This window comes from Rhodothermales bacterium, from assembly GCA_013002345.1.
Taxonomy (GTDB): domain Bacteria; phylum Bacteroidota; class Rhodothermia; order Rhodothermales; family JABDKH01; genus JABDKH01.
The window spans coordinates 1-20008 of the sequence record JABDKH010000336.1; the positions used below are offsets into that span (position 1 = coordinate 1).

At 56.8% G+C, this 20008-nt stretch carries 18 protein-coding genes; all 18 read right to left on the reverse strand.

Annotated features, from left to right (window positions below):
• Positions 1–961: glycosyltransferase (locus HKN37_15915; GenBank protein NNE48138.1), on the reverse strand; the 961-nt coding region annotated here is incomplete at its 3' end.
• Between the two features lie 82 nt (positions 962–1043).
• Complete coding sequence (locus HKN37_15920) at positions 1044–2114, reverse strand: aminopeptidase P family protein (protein ID NNE48139.1); 1071 nt, start codon at positions 2112–2114, stop codon at positions 1044–1046.
• 14 nt (positions 2115–2128) lie between these two features.
• Positions 2129–3613: an IMP dehydrogenase gene (gene guaB / locus HKN37_15925; GenBank protein ID NNE48140.1), complete on the reverse strand. Its 1485-nt coding sequence runs from the start codon at positions 3611–3613 to the stop codon at positions 2129–2131.
• Positions 3614–3658: 45 nt separating this feature from the next.
• Complete coding sequence (locus HKN37_15930) at positions 3659–4468, reverse strand: rRNA pseudouridine synthase (GenBank protein NNE48141.1); 810 nt, start codon at positions 4466–4468, stop codon at positions 3659–3661.
• The gene (scpB, locus tag HKN37_15935; protein NNE48142.1) at positions 4468–5217 is read right to left on the reverse strand and encodes an SMC-Scp complex subunit ScpB; all 750 of its coding nucleotides are present in this window, start codon (positions 5215–5217) and stop codon (positions 4468–4470) included. The genes HKN37_15930 and scpB overlap by 1 nt, the downstream gene beginning before the upstream one ends.
• Positions 5218–5246: 29 nt before the next feature.
• On the reverse strand, positions 5247–5969 hold the full coding sequence (locus tag HKN37_15940) for a segregation/condensation protein A (protein NNE48143.1): 723 nt from the start codon (positions 5967–5969) through the stop codon (positions 5247–5249).
• Between the two features lie 29 nt (positions 5970–5998).
• Positions 5999–6928, reverse strand: a complete 930-nt coding sequence (locus HKN37_15945) for an NAD-dependent epimerase/dehydratase family protein (protein ID NNE48144.1) — start codon at positions 6926–6928, stop codon at positions 5999–6001.
• A 12-nt stretch (positions 6929–6940) separates the two neighbouring features.
• On the reverse strand, positions 6941–8218 hold the full coding sequence (locus tag HKN37_15950) for an insulinase family protein (GenBank protein NNE48145.1): 1278 nt from the start codon (positions 8216–8218) through the stop codon (positions 6941–6943).
• 60 nt (positions 8219–8278) lie between these two features.
• Positions 8279–10561 carry a polyribonucleotide nucleotidyltransferase gene (locus tag HKN37_15955; GenBank protein ID NNE48146.1) on the reverse strand — a complete coding sequence of 761 codons (2283 nt, stop codon included), beginning with the start codon at positions 10559–10561 and terminating at the stop codon, positions 8279–8281.
• Positions 10562–10712: 151 nt separating this feature from the next.
• The gene (rpsO, locus tag HKN37_15960) at positions 10713–10976 is read right to left on the reverse strand and encodes a 30S ribosomal protein S15 (GenBank protein NNE48147.1); all 264 of its coding nucleotides are present in this window, start codon (positions 10974–10976) and stop codon (positions 10713–10715) included.
• A 91-nt stretch (positions 10977–11067) separates the two neighbouring features.
• Positions 11068–12006 (reverse strand): bifunctional riboflavin kinase/FAD synthetase, encoded by a 939-nt coding sequence (locus HKN37_15965; GenBank protein ID NNE48148.1) that lies wholly within the window; start codon positions 12004–12006, stop codon positions 11068–11070.
• Positions 11996–12784 carry a tRNA pseudouridine(55) synthase TruB gene (gene truB / locus HKN37_15970; GenBank protein NNE48149.1) on the reverse strand — a complete coding sequence of 263 codons (789 nt, stop codon included), beginning with the start codon at positions 12782–12784 and terminating at the stop codon, positions 11996–11998. Before truB ends, HKN37_15965 begins: the two co-directional genes overlap by 11 nt.
• Before the next feature lie 4 nt (positions 12785–12788).
• Positions 12789–13163 carry a 30S ribosome-binding factor RbfA gene (rbfA, locus tag HKN37_15975; protein NNE48150.1) on the reverse strand — a complete coding sequence of 125 codons (375 nt, stop codon included), beginning with the start codon at positions 13161–13163 and terminating at the stop codon, positions 12789–12791.
• Between the two features lie 45 nt (positions 13164–13208).
• Entirely contained in the window at positions 13209–15947 is a 2739-nt protein-coding gene (infB, locus tag HKN37_15980; GenBank protein ID NNE48151.1) for a translation initiation factor IF-2, read from the reverse strand.
• 45 nt (positions 15948–15992) lie between these two features.
• Complete coding sequence (gene nusA / locus HKN37_15985) at positions 15993–17462, reverse strand: transcription termination/antitermination protein NusA (protein ID NNE48152.1); 1470 nt, start codon at positions 17460–17462, stop codon at positions 15993–15995.
• A gap of 46 nt (positions 17463–17508) precedes the next feature.
• Positions 17509–17967, reverse strand: coding sequence for a ribosome maturation factor RimP (locus HKN37_15990; GenBank protein ID NNE48153.1), 459 nt, complete (start codon positions 17965–17967; stop codon positions 17509–17511).
• Positions 17968–18227: 260 nt separating this feature from the next.
• On the reverse strand, positions 18228–19814 hold the full coding sequence (gene nadB / locus HKN37_15995; GenBank protein NNE48154.1) for an L-aspartate oxidase: 1587 nt from the start codon (positions 19812–19814) through the stop codon (positions 18228–18230).
• A gap of 23 nt (positions 19815–19837) precedes the next feature.
• Positions 19838–20008: peptide chain release factor 2 (locus tag HKN37_16000; GenBank protein NNE48155.1), on the reverse strand; the 171-nt coding region annotated here is incomplete at its 5' end.

The window sequence follows — 20008 nt, forward strand, 5'->3', positions numbered from 1 at the left end:
CAGAATGCGATTCGTATCCCAGATAGTTTACCACGTCCGAAAGGCCTGCCCCGTCCACGAACTTCCGAAAGTCGTCCGGAACAAGTCCAACGAAGTCAGCTGCGATCTGACTGCGAAGTTCGGGTCGTTGCTCGAGGGCCAACCTCAGACCATTCAGAAAAGGTATCGGCGTCTGCGCGTCGTAGAAAATGCCTGAATAGAGGAAACGAAATACGGGGCTGTCCATGGGACGATCTGTCACATGTTGGTCGGAAAAATCCTCTGGGTCAAAACCCTGCGGAATCACGTGAATCGGCGCTGTGATCCCTCTCGCCCGGCACCGCGAATCCAGACTATCGGCGATGATCCGGTTAATCGTGATCGTCGCGCTCGCACTTCTGACGACCCGATGTTCAAGTCTTTCGTGAAGTTGCCTGTGAAGCCTGGTCGGATACGTATGCCGCGGATTACCGACCCAGTCGTCACGAAAGTCCAGCACGAGCGGAAGTTCGAGTCTTCGCGAAATTGACGCAGCCATGAGGTGCGATGTGTAGGGAGGAGCGGAAGAAAGCACGGCGTCGAACGCGTGCTCGGAGTGCGATGCCAGGCCGGCCTTCCTGCCCGATAAGAACCATCCGATCTTATTGTCGGGCACGAAGAAGATGTTTGTAAGCGCGCTCGCCCATCGTCTCCGTGACTCCCGGGGAAGATTCACGACACGTGCGCGACCATACAGCCGCGTCGGGTCAAGGGATCTGGTTCGGACGATCTTAACGCCGGACTGTGCCAGGTCCTCCAGGAGCGTATCATCGTATGCGAAGTAACCCCGCGGCTCCGCTGTGAGCACCGTGACGTCCCAACCGTATTCGGGAAGATACTTGGCAAACTTTGACGCCCGTTGCACGCCACTGAGTCCCAGCGGAGGAAAATAGTACGCCAGGAAGAGGACGTGCCGTCTGGGTTTTCCGCCTGAGTCCGTCACGTGATGCAGTACGATGGTGGAGATTTCTGAATCTATCTAGATTCCTTGACATTGCCGTCCTCGCGGCCGGCCTGACTGGGCGTCAGCCTTGCACGCGAAGAAACTGTGTAGTCACGTTCGTGAGGTTGGTGCATCCGCCCGACTCCAGTCGGACAAGATCTTCGATGCGAATACCAAACTTGCCCGGAATGTATACGCCTGGCTCGATCGAAATCACCACGCCTTCCGGGAGTTTCTCGTTGCTGCGAGCTGATACGCGGGGCCATTCGTGGACCTGCATTCCAATGCCGTGGCCAAGTCCATGGGTAAAGTATGACCCGAATCCATTGCGATCGATGTGATCGCGGGCCTGTCCATCAAGGTCCTTTGCGACCATACCTGCGCGCGCAGCGCCAATCGCATTCTGCTGTGCATCTCGAACGACTGCAAACACCTGCTCAGCCTCAGGGCCCGGCTCACCGACGGCGATGGTGCGCGTCATGTCGGAACAGTAGCCCTCAAGGCTGCAGCCAAAGTCAAGCACCACGACGTCTCCGTGTCGGATCTTGCGATCGCCAGGTCTCGCATGCGGCAGCGCACTGTTCGGACCGGAGGCAACGATCGGGTCAAACGACATGCCGTCGGCGCCCCGCCTCAAGTGCTCGCAAATAATTCTGGCGGAGATCTCCTTCTCCGTCAGTCCCGGGACAATCCAGTCTACGAGATCACGAAACACGTCCGTCGTGATCTGCTGAGCCGCTCTGATGAGATTGACTTCGTGATCTGTTTTGACCGCCACCAACCTGTCAAGCAATCCCTCTGTCAATCGGAAGTCGGTTGCACTGGCGGACGTTCGCAGCCGATCCATTCTCGACGCGGACAGGTGCTCACCTTGAACCAGGATGGTAGTTCGTGTTGCCAGCCAACCGCTGCTAGTGAGAAACGCGATGAGGTCTGATTCCGCGATATGAATACTCAGGTCGCCGACCTCGACACGGGCCTGTTCTCGGTAGCGGCCATCGGTGATCAGATATCCGTCATCGCGGTCGAGATACACGACAGCGTTTGAACCCGTAAAGCCGCAGGCCCAGCGGATGTGCGGAAGCGAAGAGATCAGGATCCCCACCGCATTCGATTCGTCGAGGAGATCGCGAACGGCGGCGATACGATTCATGAACAGGAGCTTCGCTAGTGGGATCGCGACGTATAGTTCGGTGATTCCTTCGTAATCGCGACGTTATGCGGGTGGCTCTCCATCACGCCGGATGACGTAATTCGGACAAACTGTGCCCGGTCCGAAAGTTCGGTCAGCGTGGCACAGCCGGTATAGCCCATCGCGGATCGCAGGCCACCCAGAATCTGGTAGACGACTTCGCTCAGCGTCCCGCTATATGGAACCCGACCTTCGATTCCTTCCGGTACCAGTTTCCGGATATCGTCCTCGGCATCCTGAAAGTAGCGGTCTTTGCTACCCTGCTGCATCGCGCCAAGCGACCCCATTCCCCGATACGACTTGTACTTCCGACCCTCGTACAGAATGGTCTCACCGGGACTCTCTTCGACTCTCGCGAACATCCCTCCAATCATGACGCAGCTCGCGCCGGCGGCAATCGCCTTCGGTACATCACCCGTCTGCTTGATCCCACCGTCGGCGATGATCGGAACTTGATGCTCCCGCGCGACCGCACTGCAATCCATGATTGCTGTGAGCTGCGGAACCCCGACTCCGGCAACTACGCGTGTCGTGCAGATTGAACCAGGTCCAATGCCCACCTTGACCGCGTCCGCACCGGCCGCAATAAGGTCTGCAGTTCCTTCGGCCGTGGCCACGTTGCCCGCAACTACTTCCACGTGTTCAAAATCGCTCTTCACCTTGAACACGGCTTCGAGGACACCCTCGGAATGGCCATGGGCCGTGTCGACGGTGAGAAAATCGACACCTGCCTCCACGATGGCCTCAACCCGCTCGAGAAGATCCGGCGTCACGCCCACGGCCGCGCCAACTCTGAGTCGGCCATGCTCATCCTTGCAGGCATTCGGGAACTGTCTCTTCTTCTGGATATCCTTGAACGTGATCAGGCCCCGCAACAGTCCGGTCTCATCCACAACCGGCAATTTCTCAATTTTGTGTTCCTGCAGGAGGGCTTCGGCCGTCTGCAGCGTCGTGCCAATCGGCGCTGTTATCAATCCCGTTGACGTCATCGCAATGGACAACCGGACCGTGTTGTCATGCTGAAACCGCAGGTCGCGATTCGTCACGATTCCGATGAGGCGTCCGACTTCGTCGACAACGGGAATACCGCCGATCGAGAATCGGGCCATTAATTGGCGGGCGTCGCCTACCGTACTCTCGGGACTCAGTGTGATCGGGTCCAGTATCATGCCGCTCTCGGATCTCTTGACCCGCCGGACCTCATCTGCCTGCTGTACAATCGACATGTTCTTGTGCAGGACACCCACACCGCCCTCGCGTGCGATAGCAATTGCCATTCCAGCTTCCGTAACCGTGTCCATGGCAGCCGAAACGAGTGGTATGTTCAACTCGATGCGTCGTGTCAGGAAGGTCTGCGTCGATACACTGCGAGGCATGACAGAGGAGCGTGCAGGTACGAGCAGCACGTCGTCGTATGTCAGACCGTCGCCGCGGATTTTGTCTGCCAAATCTGAATACATGAGCTGTGTCACCGATATGCGTGTCGGCAATAAACGCGCAATCCGCTATTTCGTTTTCAACTTGACCTTCCTGTACAGCCCCTCAACCTCGAACGGCTCCAGCGTCCGCCACCGACCCCGTCGCAAGCGACTGGTCGTCAGCCCCGCATACCTGACGCGTTCAAGCTTCTTGACCTCATATCCGAGGGCCTCCATCATCCGGCGAATCTGCCGATTCCGCCCTTCATGGAGGGAAATCCCGACGATGTGCCGATCCGCCGGGTCCGCGAAGGTCACCTGATCGGCCTGCACGAGTTCACCATCCAGGTCCACACCGGATCGCAGGCGCTCAAAATCTACCTCTTCAACCGGCCGGTCGGCACGAACCACATACAGCTTCTCGATCTCATACCGCGGGTGCATAAGCCGATTCGCCAGCTCCCCATCGTTTGTGATCAAGAGCACTCCCGTCGTATTGCGATCGAGACGGCCGACAGGAAACAGGCCCATATCCTCCTTCCCCGCAATGGTGACAAGGTCGAGGACAGTTGCCCTACCCCGATCGTCCGACGTAGTCGTGATCGTATCGCGGGGTTTGTTCAAGAGGATATGAGTGTGCTTTGTCGGCGAGATTAGCCTCCCGTTGACGACGACCTTGTCGCCCGCCGAGACACGTGTCCCCAGTTGACTGACAACGTTGCCGTTAATTCGTACGAGTCCGGCCGTGATCATCTCGTCGGCCTTCCGTCGAGAGCAAACTCCAGACATGGCGAGGAAGCGGTTGAGCCGAACGTTGTTCGCCGGAGGGATGCCGGGATCCGACTCCGTGTCTGGCTTTCGCTTTCGTTCAGGACGCCTGGAGGACTTTCTGGCCATCATTCCTCGGCCAGTCCATTCCCGTTCGTCGTCGGAGCCCCTGGCACGCCTGAATCGGCCGAATCGATAGCGGATTCAGTGCTCTCACCCGCGGGTGCCACATCACTTTCAAGTCCCATGAGGGAATCGCGGAGGAGAAGGCGTGCTCTCTCGGTATTGAATGACGGATCGTTCAACAACTCCTCTACTTCGCGCAGGTTTGGAAGGTCGTCAAGACCTTTCATCGCAAATTTCTCCAGGAAGGTCCTGCTCGTTCCGTAGAGCAGCGGCCTACCGACGGCATCGCTTCTCCCGATCACGTCCACCATGTCCAGCTCCATCAACTTGCGGAGGCCGTAGTCCGAGTCTACGCCGCGGACGAAGTCAACCTCGGGCTTCGTTACGGGTTGCTTGTAGGCCACGACGGCCAGTGTTTCAAGCAGAGATCTTGAGAGACGCCGCGTCATCTTCTGATCAAGAAACACTTTGAGATATGGTGCGACTTCCGGCGTTGTCGCCATGCGATACCCTTCTGCCCACTCGTAGATTCGGACGCACCTGCCACCGGCCTCGAAGCCTGCGTTGAGCCTGTCAACGGCCGCTTCGACTTCGGCAATTGTTGGACGTGAACCGCCGCGGACGCGGACAAACACGTCCACAATCGTTTCCGTCCCGACCGGTTCATCCGCACCAAAAATGAGCGCTTCGGTCATCATTGCGAGTTCATCCAGATCTATCCCGGAGTCACTGCCATTCGTCTCGATATTCATATTCCGATTGTGTTGATCCGTCTTCGGACTTACAGATCGCTGGCTTCGGCCACCTGAAGGTAGAAATCGTCCACGTCACCGGCCATTCTCAATACGATTTCGCCAAGGCGTGCCATTTCAAGTACCGCGAGGAAGGTGGTGACGATGAAGGCTTTGGACCGTTTCGCGACCAGCGTCACAAAGGACACTTTGCTCACTTCCTCGAGCTGCTCTCGCACGTATTGACGTTGCATATCAATCGAATATACCTCGGCCTCGATTTCATGCTCCGGTCCGTCAGCAGCTTCAGTGAGGACTCGGCGTAGCGCGGATATCAGATCAAATATCGAAGCTTCTTCCACAACGGGCGGTGCGTCGACTTTGAAGGCCGACTCACCGGATGCCTCACCTCGCGTGAAGAGCTCCGATCGCATCTCGAAACGGCTGGACAAGCCCGCCGCTGCTTCCTTGAACCTGACGTATTCGAGGAGTCGTTCAACCAGCTCCGCTCTCGGGTCGATCGGCTCACCCTCATCATCAACCTCGGGAGACGGCAGAAGCATCCGCGCCTTGATGTTTATGAGTACGGCGGCCATGTACAGGAAATCGCCGACACCGTCGAGATCTATCTGCTCGAGCAAACGGACGTACTCCAGAAACTCGTCCGCGATCTGTGCGATAGGGATATCGTAGATATCGAGTTCATCCCGCTGAATGAAAAACATCAGCAGGTCCAGCGGACCTTCAAACTGATCCAGTCGAACTTGATACATAAGATTGTGAGGTACTGTCGTCAGTCAGATCAAGCGTCGACCGCGCGTGCACGAAACCACTTGACCGTTGCCTTGAGTCCGTCTTCAACAGATACAGTCGGCGCCCAACCCAACACTTGCTCAGAGTGTTTGTAGTCGAGTACGCTCCGACGCTGCTCGCCCGGTCGTGCTTCCTCATGCCGTTCGGGCATCTCCGGACGAATCTCGTCACGCAGGAGTCGAAACAGTTGATTCACGTTTGTCTCAATGGACGTTCCGACGTTGAAGATGCCCGACCCGTCATACTTAACAGCAGCCATATTGGCCTGCACCACGTCGCCGACGTAGACGTAGTCGCGTGTCTGCTCGCCGTCTCCATAAATCACGGCCTGGCTGTTGGCGAGTAGTCGGTTAATAAATATGGCAATTACCCCCGCTTCTCCATGTGGGTTCTGTCGCGGTCCATACACGTTTCCATACCGGAGCGCTACGAACGGTATCCCGTATTCCTGCTGATAGAAGTAGAGATACTTCTCTGTGGACAGTTTCGTAATACCGTACGGAGACAGGGGTTTTAGTGGGTGCTTCTCGTCTTGCGGGACATACTCCGGCTCGCCATATATCGCGCCGCCGGTTGACGCGAAGACCACCTTCTTCAGCCCAGCTTTCCGCGCGCTCTCCATCAGATTCAGGAAACCGATCAGGTTGACCCCGGCATCGAAGGCAGGGTCGGCGACGGATCGCCTTACATCCATTTGCGCGGCATGATGAACAAGTACTTCGAACCTGTGCTCGGCAAAAAGGTCGCCAACACCCGGGTCTCGTATGTCCATCTGGTGAAAGGTCGCACCGGCAGGTACGTTCTCCAGCTTTCCAGACGATAGGTCGTCCAGGATATGAACGTCGTGTCGATTGCCGACGAGAGCGTCCGCGACATGCGAGGCAATGAAGCCTGCGCCGCCTGTGACTAATACTTTCATTGACGGGGGTTTCTAGATCGTGTCTTCGGTCGGGCTGACTACGACGGTTGAGAACTTGTCTGCCGGTAGTACCGTTTGCGCGAGGTGCTGGATGTCGTTCGGCGTCACCGATTCGATCTCATTCATCACTTCGTCAAGTGTCGAATATCGCTGGTAGAACAGCTCCTGTCTACCCAGTCGCATCATTCGATTACTCATGCCTTCCAGGCCGAGCATAATCGAGCCTTTCACCTGACTCTTGGCCTGTGACAGCGTTCTTGCGCTGACGGGAGTCTGCGAAAGGCGATCAACCTCGCGTAAAATCAATTTCTTCGCACGGTCGATTTTCGAGGGGTCGGTCCCCATGTAGATGCCGAAGTCACCCGAGTCGGAGTGAATATTCAGAAACGAGTAGATCTGGTAGCAATAGCCGTACTTCTCGCGGATGTTCTGATTGAGTCGGCTCGACATACCGCCTCCCAGAATCGTATTCAGAACCACGAGCGCCGAGCGTCCCGGATCGCGTGCGCCGAGACTCCGGGTTCCCAGGACCAGGTGCGCCTGAGAGATGGGACGCTCAACGATTGACTCGGCCGGGGTATATGCAACGACCTTCTTTCGCCGGACCGGCCGTCGAGCTCTTCGGGAGCCTGAGAACGCCTTTTGAACGAGTCGAACAACGTGTGAATGTTCTGCGTTGCCGGCCACCGCGACAACAATGCGATTCGGGCTGTAGTTGCGTTCTACAAAGTCTCGCAGATTCTGGCGACCAATTCCCTTGACGGACTTTGGAGTCCCTATTACTGGACGCGAAAGAGGATGGCCGTCGTATATCGCAGCCTCGAAGTGGTCAAAGATGACGTCCTCGGGAGTGTCGTCATACATCTTCATTTCCTCGAGCACCACATCCTTCTCCTTGACGAGTTCCGTGGCCGGAAAGCTGGGCCTTAGTACGAGGTCGCAGATAGTGTCAATGGACCGGTCGAGATGTTCGTCAAGCGCTCGTGCGAAGAAGCACGTGTACTCCTTGCCGGTGAACGCATTCAGGTAGCCGCCGACGGATTCGAGACGCTGAGCAATATGATGTGTTCGGCGTCGAGTCGTGCCCTTGAACACCATATGCTCAATCAGGTGGCTGATCCCGGCGAGACGGGCCGGTTCATCCCGACTGCCCGTGAAAACCCAGACGCCAACCGAAATGGAGCGCACAGAGGGAATCATCTCAGTGACGACGCGAACTCCGTTAGGAAGCATCGTACGCGTAAATGAGGCGCGGTCTTCGGCTATCGCGCGTCGCCTGTTACCGCTCATCACTCAGACCTGACTCCCGCAAGCATCGGGGCGGACACGGCCGCCCCTTACGTCGAACGATCAGTTGCGATTACCTCCGCCACGGTTGTCACGTCGGCCACGACCTCCGCCTCCGCGACGCTCGCCATTGCGACCGCCGCCACTCCGACCGCCGCCACCACTTCGCTGTGGACGCTGCTCGCGCTCCTCATAACCTTCAGGCTTCTCGAGAAAAGGCTTGCGGCTAAGTCGCAATTTGCCGTCATCTCGAACCTCAACCAGCCTCACAGTCACCTCGTCTCCAACAGCGACGTAATCCTCGACATTGTCCACGAATCCGTAGTCAAGCTCTGAGATATGCAGCAACCCCTCCTTCCCAGGAGCAATCTCGACGATGGCGCCGAAACTCTGGATGTTGCGCACGGTCCCCACGTAGTCCTGACCGGCTTCCGGTGTGGATGCTATGCTGCGGATTATGTTGATGGCCTTGTCGGCATCTTCGCTGTTTGTCGCGGCCACCGTCACGTAGCCGAGTCCGTCGCGCTCCTCGATCTCGATGATCGTATTGGTATCTCGCTGCAATCCCTGAATGATCTTACCGCCGGGCCCGATCACCGCGCCGATGTAGTCCGTATCAATCGTGAACTGCGTCAATCGCGGTGCATGCGGCGACAGGTCCGTTCTGGCTTCAGGTAGGGTCTCTAGCATCCGCTCCATGATGTGGTCACGACCTTCGCGCGCCTGAAGCAGTGCGTTCCGCATGATGTCCCGTGACAGACCATCGATCTTGATGTCCATCTGGCATGCGGTAACTCCGTCTCGAGTGCCCGTGACCTTGAAGTCCATATCACCCAGATGATCTTCCGTGCCAAGTATGTCACTGAGGATCACTGTGCGACTCCCATCTGAAATAAGACCCATGGCGATACCGGAGACGGGCTTGCGAATCGGGATGCCTCCGTCCATCATAGCCAGAGTACCGGCACAAACGGATGCCATCGACGACGAACCGTTTGACTCCAGGACGTCTGCGTTGAGACGTACGGTATACGGAAACTCCTCTACACTCGGCAGTTGGCGCGATAGAGCTCTTTCCGCCAGGATTCCGTGGCCGATCTCGCGTCTCGTCGAGCCGCGAAGGAACTTCGCCTCGCCCGTACAGAACGGCGGGAAGTTATAGTGGAGGTAGAAACGCTTGTCATTCGTGTCAAACACCTGATCGACAGGCTGCACGTCCTTTTTGGTTCCAAGCGTAACCGACGCAAGTACCTGCGTTTCTCCACGCGTGAAGATCGCTGAGCCATGTACGCGAGGGAGATATCCAACCTCGGACCAGATGTCACGAACCTCCGTAAGCCCTCTTCCGTCGATCCGGCGCTGGTCGCTGAGAATCATCTCACGCATCACTTCCTTTTCCACGACCCCAACAGCCTGCTTGATATGCCCGGCCGTGAATCCGTCATCGGTCGCATCGGCGCGAGAACTTCCCGCCTCAGGATTTTCGGCACCGAGAAGTTGATCCAGGGTCCAATCCTTGATTTCTGATATCCCACCGTAGAACTCGTCCTTGCTGTAAGGCCGACGAATGTGCTCGTCGATGCGTTGCGCGACGAGATCACGAACGCGATCAACCAGGGTAGCAGGAACAGACACCGATGTGTACTCGAGTGGCTTCGGCACACCGGCCTCCTGAACAAGTTCGTCCTGGGCCACGCAGAGTAGACGGATAGCGTCGTGGGCAACATCGAGTGCTTCGAGAACGTCGTCCTCCGACACCTCGTTCATCTCGCCCTCGACCATCACTATCGCGTCCTTGCGTCCTGCGACTATAAGGTTGAAGTCGCTCTCCGCCAGTTCGGTTATAGTCGGATTGATGATGAACCGATCGTTCACCCGGCCAACACGCACCTCTGCGATTGGCCCCTGGAATGGCGCACCGGTTAACATCAGAGCCGCAGACGCGGCCAGTCCGGCAAGAACATCAGCGTCATTCTCGTCATCCGCCGAAATCACGTAGCAGATGATCTGGACTTCGTTGAAGAAGCCATCGGGGAACAGCGGCCGAATGGCTCGATCGACAAGCCTCGAGGTCAACACCTCCTTGTCGGACGGCCGTCCTTCCCGCTTGATAAAGCCGCCGGGTATCTTCCCTGCGGACGAAAATTTCTCTCGGTAGTCTACGGTCAATGGGAAGAAATTCTGTCCTTCCCTCACGTAGTCCGTAGCCACAGCCGTACAGAGCACCATGGTATCACCAAGGCGTGCTACTACGGCACCTCCGGCCTGCCTTGCAAGGCGACCGGTCTCAAGGGAAATCACTTTCCCCGGCGCAAATTCAACTTGTTTCAGTGTTGCTTTCGACATTTCTACTCCTCTTCCAATCAGGTCATTTCGGTCGAATGTCGACCCCGGGTGTGGCAGTCCAGGAGTTTGTGAATCTCCGTGAAGCCAGACGCGCTGTCTCTATCGACGCATAAAACGACGGCACCCCGGGAATGAGGTGCCGACGCAGAATCTACTTTCGTATTCCAAGCTGCTCAATAATCGTTCGGTACCTGGATATGTCTCTATCCATCAGGTAGTTGAGCAACCGACGCCTCTTACCGACGAGCTTAAGTAAGCCGCGGCGTGTCGAGTGATCTTTGGGATGGCGCTGAAGATGCTCTGTAAGAGCCTTGATCCGCTCGGAAAAGATGGCAATCTGGACCTCCGCCGAACCGGTGTCCGTTTCGCTTTTGCCAAAGGAGCCGACAAGCTCCAATTTTCCTTCTTTCGTTATCACGTGAGATTATCCTCTTTAGATTAATACCATGCTAAAGAAGACAACGCGCCGGATATTTCCGGAGCGTATGCCTGCTCGGCCTAATTTTTTAAGATACGCTGGTAAGTGCCCGCCTGCAACGCAACTCATCCTCCTTAAGTTGCTCCTTCAGGGCTTCCATTCCGTCGAATTTGCGCTCATCACGAATTCTTTCGACGAATTCTACTTGAAGGGATTGTCCGTATAGCGTCCGGTCCATGTCGAACACGTGAACTTCCAGCCTCATACCGGCTCCGTCGAACGTCGGCCTGAAGCCAATATTCATCATCCCGTCGAACGGAGTGGCCGAGTCTGCTATGATCACCTTGACCGCGTATACGCCTCGCTGAGGAACGAGCTTGCGCCGATTGCCCAGGGATATGTTCGCCGTCGGGAACCCGATAAGGTGCCCTCGCCCGTCGCCCTTCACGACCTCCCCTGAGACGGAGTATCGCCTCCCAAGCAGCAGAGCCGCGCCTTCCACGTCGCCGTCTATATGAAGCATCTGCCGAATTGCCGACGAGGAGATCGGTGTGTGGTCCGTCATTCGCGCCGACAGTTCGATTACCGAGAAGCCCAGGTCTTCGGCAAGGGTCCGGAGTAGCGCAATGTCACCTCTACGTCCTTTGCCAAACCCGTGATCGTATCCGATCACCAGCTCACGCATTCCGATCCGCTCGCAAAGAACGTCCCTGACAAACTGATCAGGAGATAGCCTTGCAAATTCATCGTCGAACGGAATCACGACAACTCGATCGAGGCCGGTCTGCCGGATCAATTCGATACGCTCGTTCAAGGTCGTGAGGAGAGGCACAATATCACCGGACACAATCTCTCTCGGGTGCGGATTGAACGTCACGAGCGTGCTGAGACCCGTGATGACAGACGAGCGATCAAGAACTCGGTCGAGAATCGACCTGTGTCCCAGGTGGATGCCGTCGAAGACGCCGATCGTTACAACTCCGTGTTTCTCGAGTTGCACATTCCGCGGGAAGTGGTCAACTCGCATGGTCTCTGCTCTCGCTCAAATCCCTGAACGGGTCGTCTCCGGCATAGTCTGAAAGATCATTCACGGTCAAGGCATTCGAAGCACAATAGTCGCCGATGCGATCGCGGTGCAGCCGAATCAGGTGGGCTCCGACGCCGAGCTGCTCGCCCAGGTCGTGGGCCAGCGCGCGGACATAAGTCCCTTTGGAGCACGACATCCGAAAGTCGACATCGGCCCCGCGCTTGTCAACGATATCGAACGAGTGGATCGTGACCACTCTGGGCGGACCGCTTCGGAGGTCACCTCTCCGCGCTCGCTCATACAGGGGCCTGCCTTCCACCCTCACGGCTGAATACGGCGGCGTTTGCTGAATGATTTCACCCAGAAAGGTGGAAGTGACAGCCCGGATTGCGTCGCGCGTAACGTGATGAGCGTCGACGACGCGGTCGACCGGCGAGTCTGCGTCATACGAGGCGGTCGTCTCTCCCAGTCGAATGGTACCGGAGTACTCCTTTTCCATCTCAAGGAAGAACCGCGATAGCTTCGTTGATCGACCGGTCATGCAGACAAGCAGTCCGGTGGCCATTGGATCCAGGGTGCCCGCGTGACCGACCTTGCGCGTTCGGGCGACGCGACGGAGCAGTCGAACGACATCGAACGAGGTGAAGCCGCCCGGCTTGTTGACAAGAACGACCGCATTCGAGAGATCCTTGCCGCGATTCAATCGGTCGATAACGGTTGAAGCCAGGTTCAGAGCCTCGCCGGACAACTTGCCGGGTGCCGTATTTCGCAGGCTCATGCGACTAGCTGTCTTCTCCGCGAGATTGGCGCTCAGCCCGGATCTTGTCGAACAGGCCCTCAATGCGCTGAACTGTCTGCTGCGTTTCGTCCAGGAAAAACTTGAGTTCAGGGATTTTCCGCACCTGATGTCTGATGCGCCGGGCAAGCGCGATGCGTACCTGCGGAGTTAGTTCTTCCAGGTGGCGAAACGTTGCACGTCGCTCTTCCTCGGATGTACCCAGCACACTGAAGTGGATGTATGCGATTGACAGGTCCTTCGTAACCCGAGCTCCCGTGATCGTCACCATCGGCCCAATCTGCTCCGAGAATGACGAATTGAGAAGGTCTGCAACTTCCTTCTGCATCAATCGAGCCACGCGTTCGGTCCGAACACTCATCCTTCTCCACCAGTTTCGCCAAATGGAATGGCGCGGTCTTGTTGCCTAGGCCTCGAGTTTCCTGGCCGTCTCGATGATCTCATAGGCTTCGAACTGGTCACCGACCTTGAGATCGTCGTAGTTCTCCATACCGATCCCGCACTCAAAACCGCTCTGCACTTCACGGACGTCGTCTTTGAACCGTTTCAGTGAAGAAAGAGTGCCCTCATAAATGACCACTCCATCACGGATCAGTCGAACACGATCACTTCTCTTGATCTTGCCATCCGTCACGAGACAGCCTGCGACCGTACCCACTTTCGGCACCTTGAATATCTCACGAATCTCTGCATTTCCGAGCGTCTTCTCGCTCTTCTCCGGCGAAAGCAGACCCTCGAGTGCGTCCCGGACATTCGAAATCGCATCGTAGATAATCGAGTACGTACGGATGTCGATCTCCTCGCGCTCGGCCAGCAGACGCGCGGTCGGCATCGGGCGAACCTGGAAGCCAATGACGACGGCGTCGGAGGCGGAGGCGAGCATTACGTCACTTTCCGTAATGGCTCCAACGCCAGTGTGAATGATGTTGACAGCAACTTCCTCGGTCGACAACTTGAGGAGGGAGTCAGACAGGGCCTCCACCGATCCTCCTACGTCGGCCTTCACGATCAGGTTGAGCTCCTGGAAATCACCGAGTGCGAGGCGCCTTCCGATCTCATCCAGCGTGATGTGCTTCCGCTGGCGCAGCGACTGCTCACGTTGAATCTGATGCCGCTTCTGGGCGATCTCACGCGCTTCTCGCTCGTCATCAAGAACGATGAACTGGTCTCCTACCTCCGGCGAACCGTCAAAACCAAGTACGAGCGCGGGCTTCGACGGACCCACATGCTCAATACGATTCTCTCTTTCGTCAAACATTGCTCGCACGCGTCCACTGTAGACACCGGCAACAAACGTGTCGCCCACCTCCAGCGTCCCGTTCTGAACAAGAATGGTCGCAACTACACCGCGACCTCGGTCCATCCGGCTCTCGATGACGGTACCGATCGCGTTTCGATTGGGGTTGCCCTTGCGCTCCTGCAGTTCGGCCTCAAGCAACACCTTGTCAAGCAATTCCTCTACTCCTTCGCCTGTCTTCGCGGACACAAGCGAACACTGGACTTTCCCCCCGTATGGCTCGACCAGAACATTCTGATCAGCCAACTCCTGCATGACCTTCTGGGGATTCGCATCACCCTTGTCGATCTTGTTGATCGCGACAACCAGCGGGACTTCTGCTGCACGCGCGTGGTTGATGGCTTCGATCGTCTGCGGCTTGACGGAATCGTCAGCGGCAACAACGAGAATAACGAGATCCGTCACCTTCGCGCCCCTGGCCCGCATGGCTGTAAACGCCTCGTGGCCGGGAGTGTCGAGGAACGTAATGCGGCGGTCGTTTTTCAGCTCTACGTTATATGCTCCGATGTGCTGGGTAATGCCTCCGGCTTCGCCAGCGACGACGTTCGCACTTCGAATCAGGTCGAGAAGCGACGTCTTTCCATGATCGACGTGACCCATGACGGTCACAACGGGTGCACGCTCCACCAGATCTTCCGGTGCATCTTCCTCTATCTGAATATCATCTGAAGCAAACTCTGTGATGAAGTCAAGTTCGAAGCCGAATTCATCAGCGACGAACGTGATGGTATCCGCGTCCAGCCGCTGGTTGATGGAGACCATCATTCCGGCTCCAAACAGGGTCTTGATGACGTCCGTTACGGGTACGTCCATCAAATTGGCCAGCTCTCCCGTGGAGAGATACTCCGTCACCCTGAGAATACCTGCCTCCTCTTCCTGCTGGGCCAGTTCGCGCTCGCGATCCGCCGCGTGCTGCTCCCTTCTCTGACGACGACGCCGCTGGCGCACTCGCGAGGCACCCTGCTCCAGTTCACGAAGCGTCTCTTGCAAGGTTTGCTCGACCTCGGCCTCGTCTACCGATGCGCCGCGCTTCTTCCCCTTCTTCTTCTTCTTCCCGACGTCGTCATCAGCGGCCTTGCGGACCCGAACGGTCCCTTTTTCGGCAGGCTCAGTCTTCTTCCTTTTACGCTTGCGTCGAGGCTTCCCGGCGTCGGCAATGGCATCCTCGGGAAGCTCGATCTTGCCGAGAATCTTCGTTCCCTGAAGCTTGTAGCGGCCCGCGAGTATAGTGTCGTCATCTTCCTCGTCCACCTCCACATCGTCGGACACCAGATCCACATCGAGCACTTCCGCATCGGCCACGACGTCTTCCGCAACGGCAACGGTCTCTGCTTCGACATCTGCCGCGGTGAGGTCCGTTTCGACTGCGGCCTCGATCACTTCGGCAACATCCGCTTCCGGTTCAACTTCCACAGCCTCGACTTCGTCCGTCGGAACCGCAACCTCAGGCTCGACATCAACAGCCACATCGTCCTCATCAGGAATCGATGCAACGTCGTCTTCTTCATCGAGAATCTCGCCGATCTCCTGAGTCTCCACAACCTCTTCAGGTTCGGGCGTTTCGACGGCGATGACTTCTCCGTCAACGTCAACCCCTTCACCCTCCTCCTCTGCGAGCTGCAACCTCTTCTTCTTGACTCGTTCGGCGGTCGCGCGATCCTCAGCGTAGGTCTCGAGCAGGAAGGCATACGCTTCCTCGTCGGTAATGGCTGCATTCAGTCCACTACCGGTCATCGCCTTTGTGAAGCCGGCCGTCTTCAGGTCATCAACGATCGTGTCGACGGACACGTTCAGTTCGCGCGAAACCTTGAACAGTCTCTTCTTCTTGAATTTCGACTCAGTCGCCATAAAAAGTTCTAACCTGGCTTTCTGCCAAAGACCTCAGCGGTCTGTTTAAACCTCGGACTTCTCCTCCTCAATCTCCGTCTCCTCCGTCTCGGCCTTCTCCTTCTTCACCGCCTTCTCCTTCTTCGCCGCCTTCTCCGCCTTCACTTCCTTCTCCGCCTTAGCGTCCGTCTCCTCCGTTTCCTTCGACTCCGCCTTCTCCTCCGTCTCGGCCTTCTCCGTTATCTCCGTTATCTCGGTTATCTCCGCAAAATCCTCCTCCTCTTCGTCCTCTTCGTCAGCAAACTCTGCCCGTATCACCCTGAGAATGTGGACTGCAAGTTCCTCGTCCACCACTGCCCTCCGCATGAGCTCCTCCTTCGACAGCTCCAACACAGCCTTGGCGGAATCACAGCCGATATCCCGAAGACGCTGTAGAGTCTCGGGAGTCAGTTCATCCGCGAACTCAGCCATGTCGACATCTTCTTCGTCAGCCGAGATTTCACGGTATACATCAATCTCATAGCCGGCCAGCATGGAAGCGAGTCGGATGTTTATTCCACCTCGGCCAATGGCTTTGCTTACCTCTTCGGCATTGACGACGACTTTCGCACGAGGAGGATTCAACTCATCGTTCGTCGAAACGGAAATTGGATGAGCAGGTGAAAGCGCACTCGTAATCAGACGGTGCGGATCTTCAGAATACTCAAGAACATCGATGTTCTCGTTCGCCAGCTCGCGGACCACGGCGTGAATACGAGAACCTTTCATCCCGACGCAGGCACCGACAGGGTCGATTCTTTCGTCGTGGCTGACGACCGCGACCTTGGCGCGATCACCGGGCTCGCGTACGATCTTCTTGATCTCAACTATCCCCTCATCAATTTCGGGGACCTCAAGCTCGAACAGGCGTTCCATGAACAACGGTGCCGCTCGGCTGACTATGACTTGTGGATTATTGCCCGCGTCCCGACGCACTTCCTTGATGACCGCTCGCAGCATATCGCCCTTGCGATACCTGTCCTTGTAGATTTGTTCTTCGCGGGGCAGAATCAACTCGACCTTGTCGTGTATTACGAGCACCTCGCGGCGGCGCGTCTGATACACCTCACCAACAACGATCTCGCCGACGAGGTCAGTATAGCGGAAGAATACATTCTCCTTCTCGATGTCCCGGATCCGCTGACTGAACGTTTGGCGGGCCATCATCACGGCACGTCGGCCGAAGTCAGTGATGTTGACTTCGCTGGCTACCTCGTCGCCAACCTCGAAGTCGGGGTCGAAGTCCACAGCGTCTTTGGCTTCGATCTGCGTCACTGGATCCTCAAGATCCATGTTGGGAATCACTTCGCGAATGTGGAGAATCTGGATGTCGCCGTTGTCGGGATTGATGATGATCTCGAACGCATCGTCGGCGCCATAGCGCTTTCGGATCATTGCTCGAAAGACATCCTCCATGATGAGCTGGAGCACGTCCCGATCAATCCCCTTCTCTCTTGCAATCTCGGCAAAAGATGATACTAGACCACTACTCTGCATATACTCGCTTTGCTCCGCACGCTACGGGTGGCGCGTGAGGTCGGATCTACCACGGAAGTAGAATCTTAACCTCTTTCGCGTCACCATATGCGATGCTCTTTGTTTCTCTGTTCTCCAGTTCGATTTCGAACCCCTGGTCGTCGGCGTGAATGATGGTGCCCCGCGAAGGTTTTTGTCCCGGTTCTCTCCATCTTACGACGACCTTTCTACCCACGTTCTTTGCGTACTGCCGCGGTATCGTCAACGGTCGATCAACGCCAGGTGACGAAACATTCAGCTTATACTTCCCATCTATTACGTCCTGCGTTTCAAGAAGAAATCCGATCTCGCGACTGGCTTTGGCCAGGCTCTCGATCGTCAGCACCTCATCCGAATCGACATAGATATCCACGACGTGCGAGCCCTGCTGGCCTCGCACCGACACTTCGATAACGTACAGTGGCTCCCGGGCCACCTCTTCGGCGATCGTTGTAATGCGTTCCGTAATATTTTCCGACACCGCCATCGGCATCCGTCAGCACCTTTTCAAAGTATTCGTCTGCAAAAAACGCCCGATCCATGAAGGGACGGGCGTTCGCTCGCGAACACACCAACAAAAAAGGGCGGCTACGCTCCATTCGCCCCCCTTCCACAGGCTACAAATATACACTTGCCGCCCATAGCGGCGCAAACGATCGCCGCTTGAGGGTACAAACTGCACCAAAAAGAATAGGTTTCACGCAGGGATCGTCCCGGCCGCAGTTGCGGGCGAGTCGCAGCGGTCGGCTACACGAGTGTCGGTCGCTTTTCCGACGGGTCCTTTTCCGGGTAGTCGACCATGAAGTGGAGGCCGCGACTCTCACGCCTCATCTGGGCACTGCGTATGATCAGGAAAGCGACGGCGATCATGTTCCTGAGCTCACACAGGCCCGCAGATACTCGCGAACGCCGGTAGAACGCCTCTGTCTCCTCGTACAAGAGCTTGGTGCGACGCTCTGCTCGCTCGAGACGTAGTACGGACCGAACGATGCCGACATAGTCCCACATCACGCGACGAAGTTCATCCTGGTTGTGCGATATCAAAACCCACTGCGCCGGGTGCGCGGTGCCGCTGTCATCCCACTCTGGAATATCTTCTCTCCAGGAAACACTCGCTGCGTATTTCACGGCCGTGTCCACTGCCCGGTGCCCGAACACAAGCGCCTCGAGCAGTGAATTTGACGCGAGGCGGTTCGCGCCGTGAAGACCCGTGCAGGCGACCTCACCGCATGCAAACAACCCCGAGATCGACGTTCGCGCCTGCGCATCCGTCTTCACACCACCACACTGGTAATGCGCAGCCGGCACGACAGGTATGGGCTGGCTCGTGATGTCGATTCCGAAGCCAAGGCAAGTCTCGTAGATGTTGGGGAAATGGTCAAGGATATCCTGTGAGGGTTTGTGAGAAATATCCAGGTAGACGTAGTCGTCACCGCGCTGCTTCAACTGGTCGTCTATCGCCCGCGCCACGATGTCGCGCGGTGCCAGTTCAGCGCGGGAGTCGTAACTCGGCATGAAGCGCTCGCCATCGACGTTCATCAGAACGGCGCCGTCACCACGAACAGCCTCCGAGATGAGGAACGAGTCTGCCTCGGGGTGATAGAGGCTCGTCGGGTGAAACTGGACGAACTCCATGTTTTCCAGTCTGGCTTTGGCCCGATATGCCATCGCAACACCGTCGCCCGTCGCGATGGCCGGATTTGTTGAGTGCAGATAGACTCGGCCCGAGCCACCCGTGGCGAGCAATGTCGATTTTGCCAGAACGGTCTCGACCCGATCGTTCTCCTCATCCAACACATAGGCTCCGTAGCAGTGCATGTCCTGTCGAAGCTTGCTCACGTGCTGCCCCATGTGGTGCTCAGTAATAAGCTCCACGGCAAAGTGGTACTCGAACAACTGGATGTTCGGATGCTCGTTGATTCGGCGAAGCAGGGTACTCTCCACCTCTCTGCCCGTCGTATCCGCCGCATGAACAATACGGTTTGCCGAGTGGCCGCCTTCGCGGCCGAAATGCAAACGCCCGTTCTGATGCGAGAACTCGGCGCCGAGCGTCATCAACTCTTTGACCCGCTCGGGGCCTTCACGTACGACGATCTCCACGATCGCAGGATCGCAGAGCCCGGCCCCGGCAATCAGCGTGTCCTGAACATGGCTCTCAACCGAATCGCCCTCGCCAAGTACGGCTGCGATTCCACCCTGCGCATAGTTGGTATTCGACTCCGCCGACTCCTTCTTGGTAATAACGGCAACCGTGCCGTGTTCAGCCACGCGCAATGCGAACGATAGACCCGCAATTCCACTGCCGAGTACAAGAAAGTCGTATTTCTGCGCCATCAGTTACCAGGTCTTTCGTTGAGCTACGCTGTAGATGTCTGAAGGAGATAGGACTTGATGAAGTCGTCAAGATCACCATCCATTACCGACTGTATGTCCGTCACCTTGGTTTCGGTCCGATGATCGTTGACCATGGTGTACGGCTGAAACACGTATGAACGGATTTGACTTCCCCATTCGATCTTCTTCTTGCT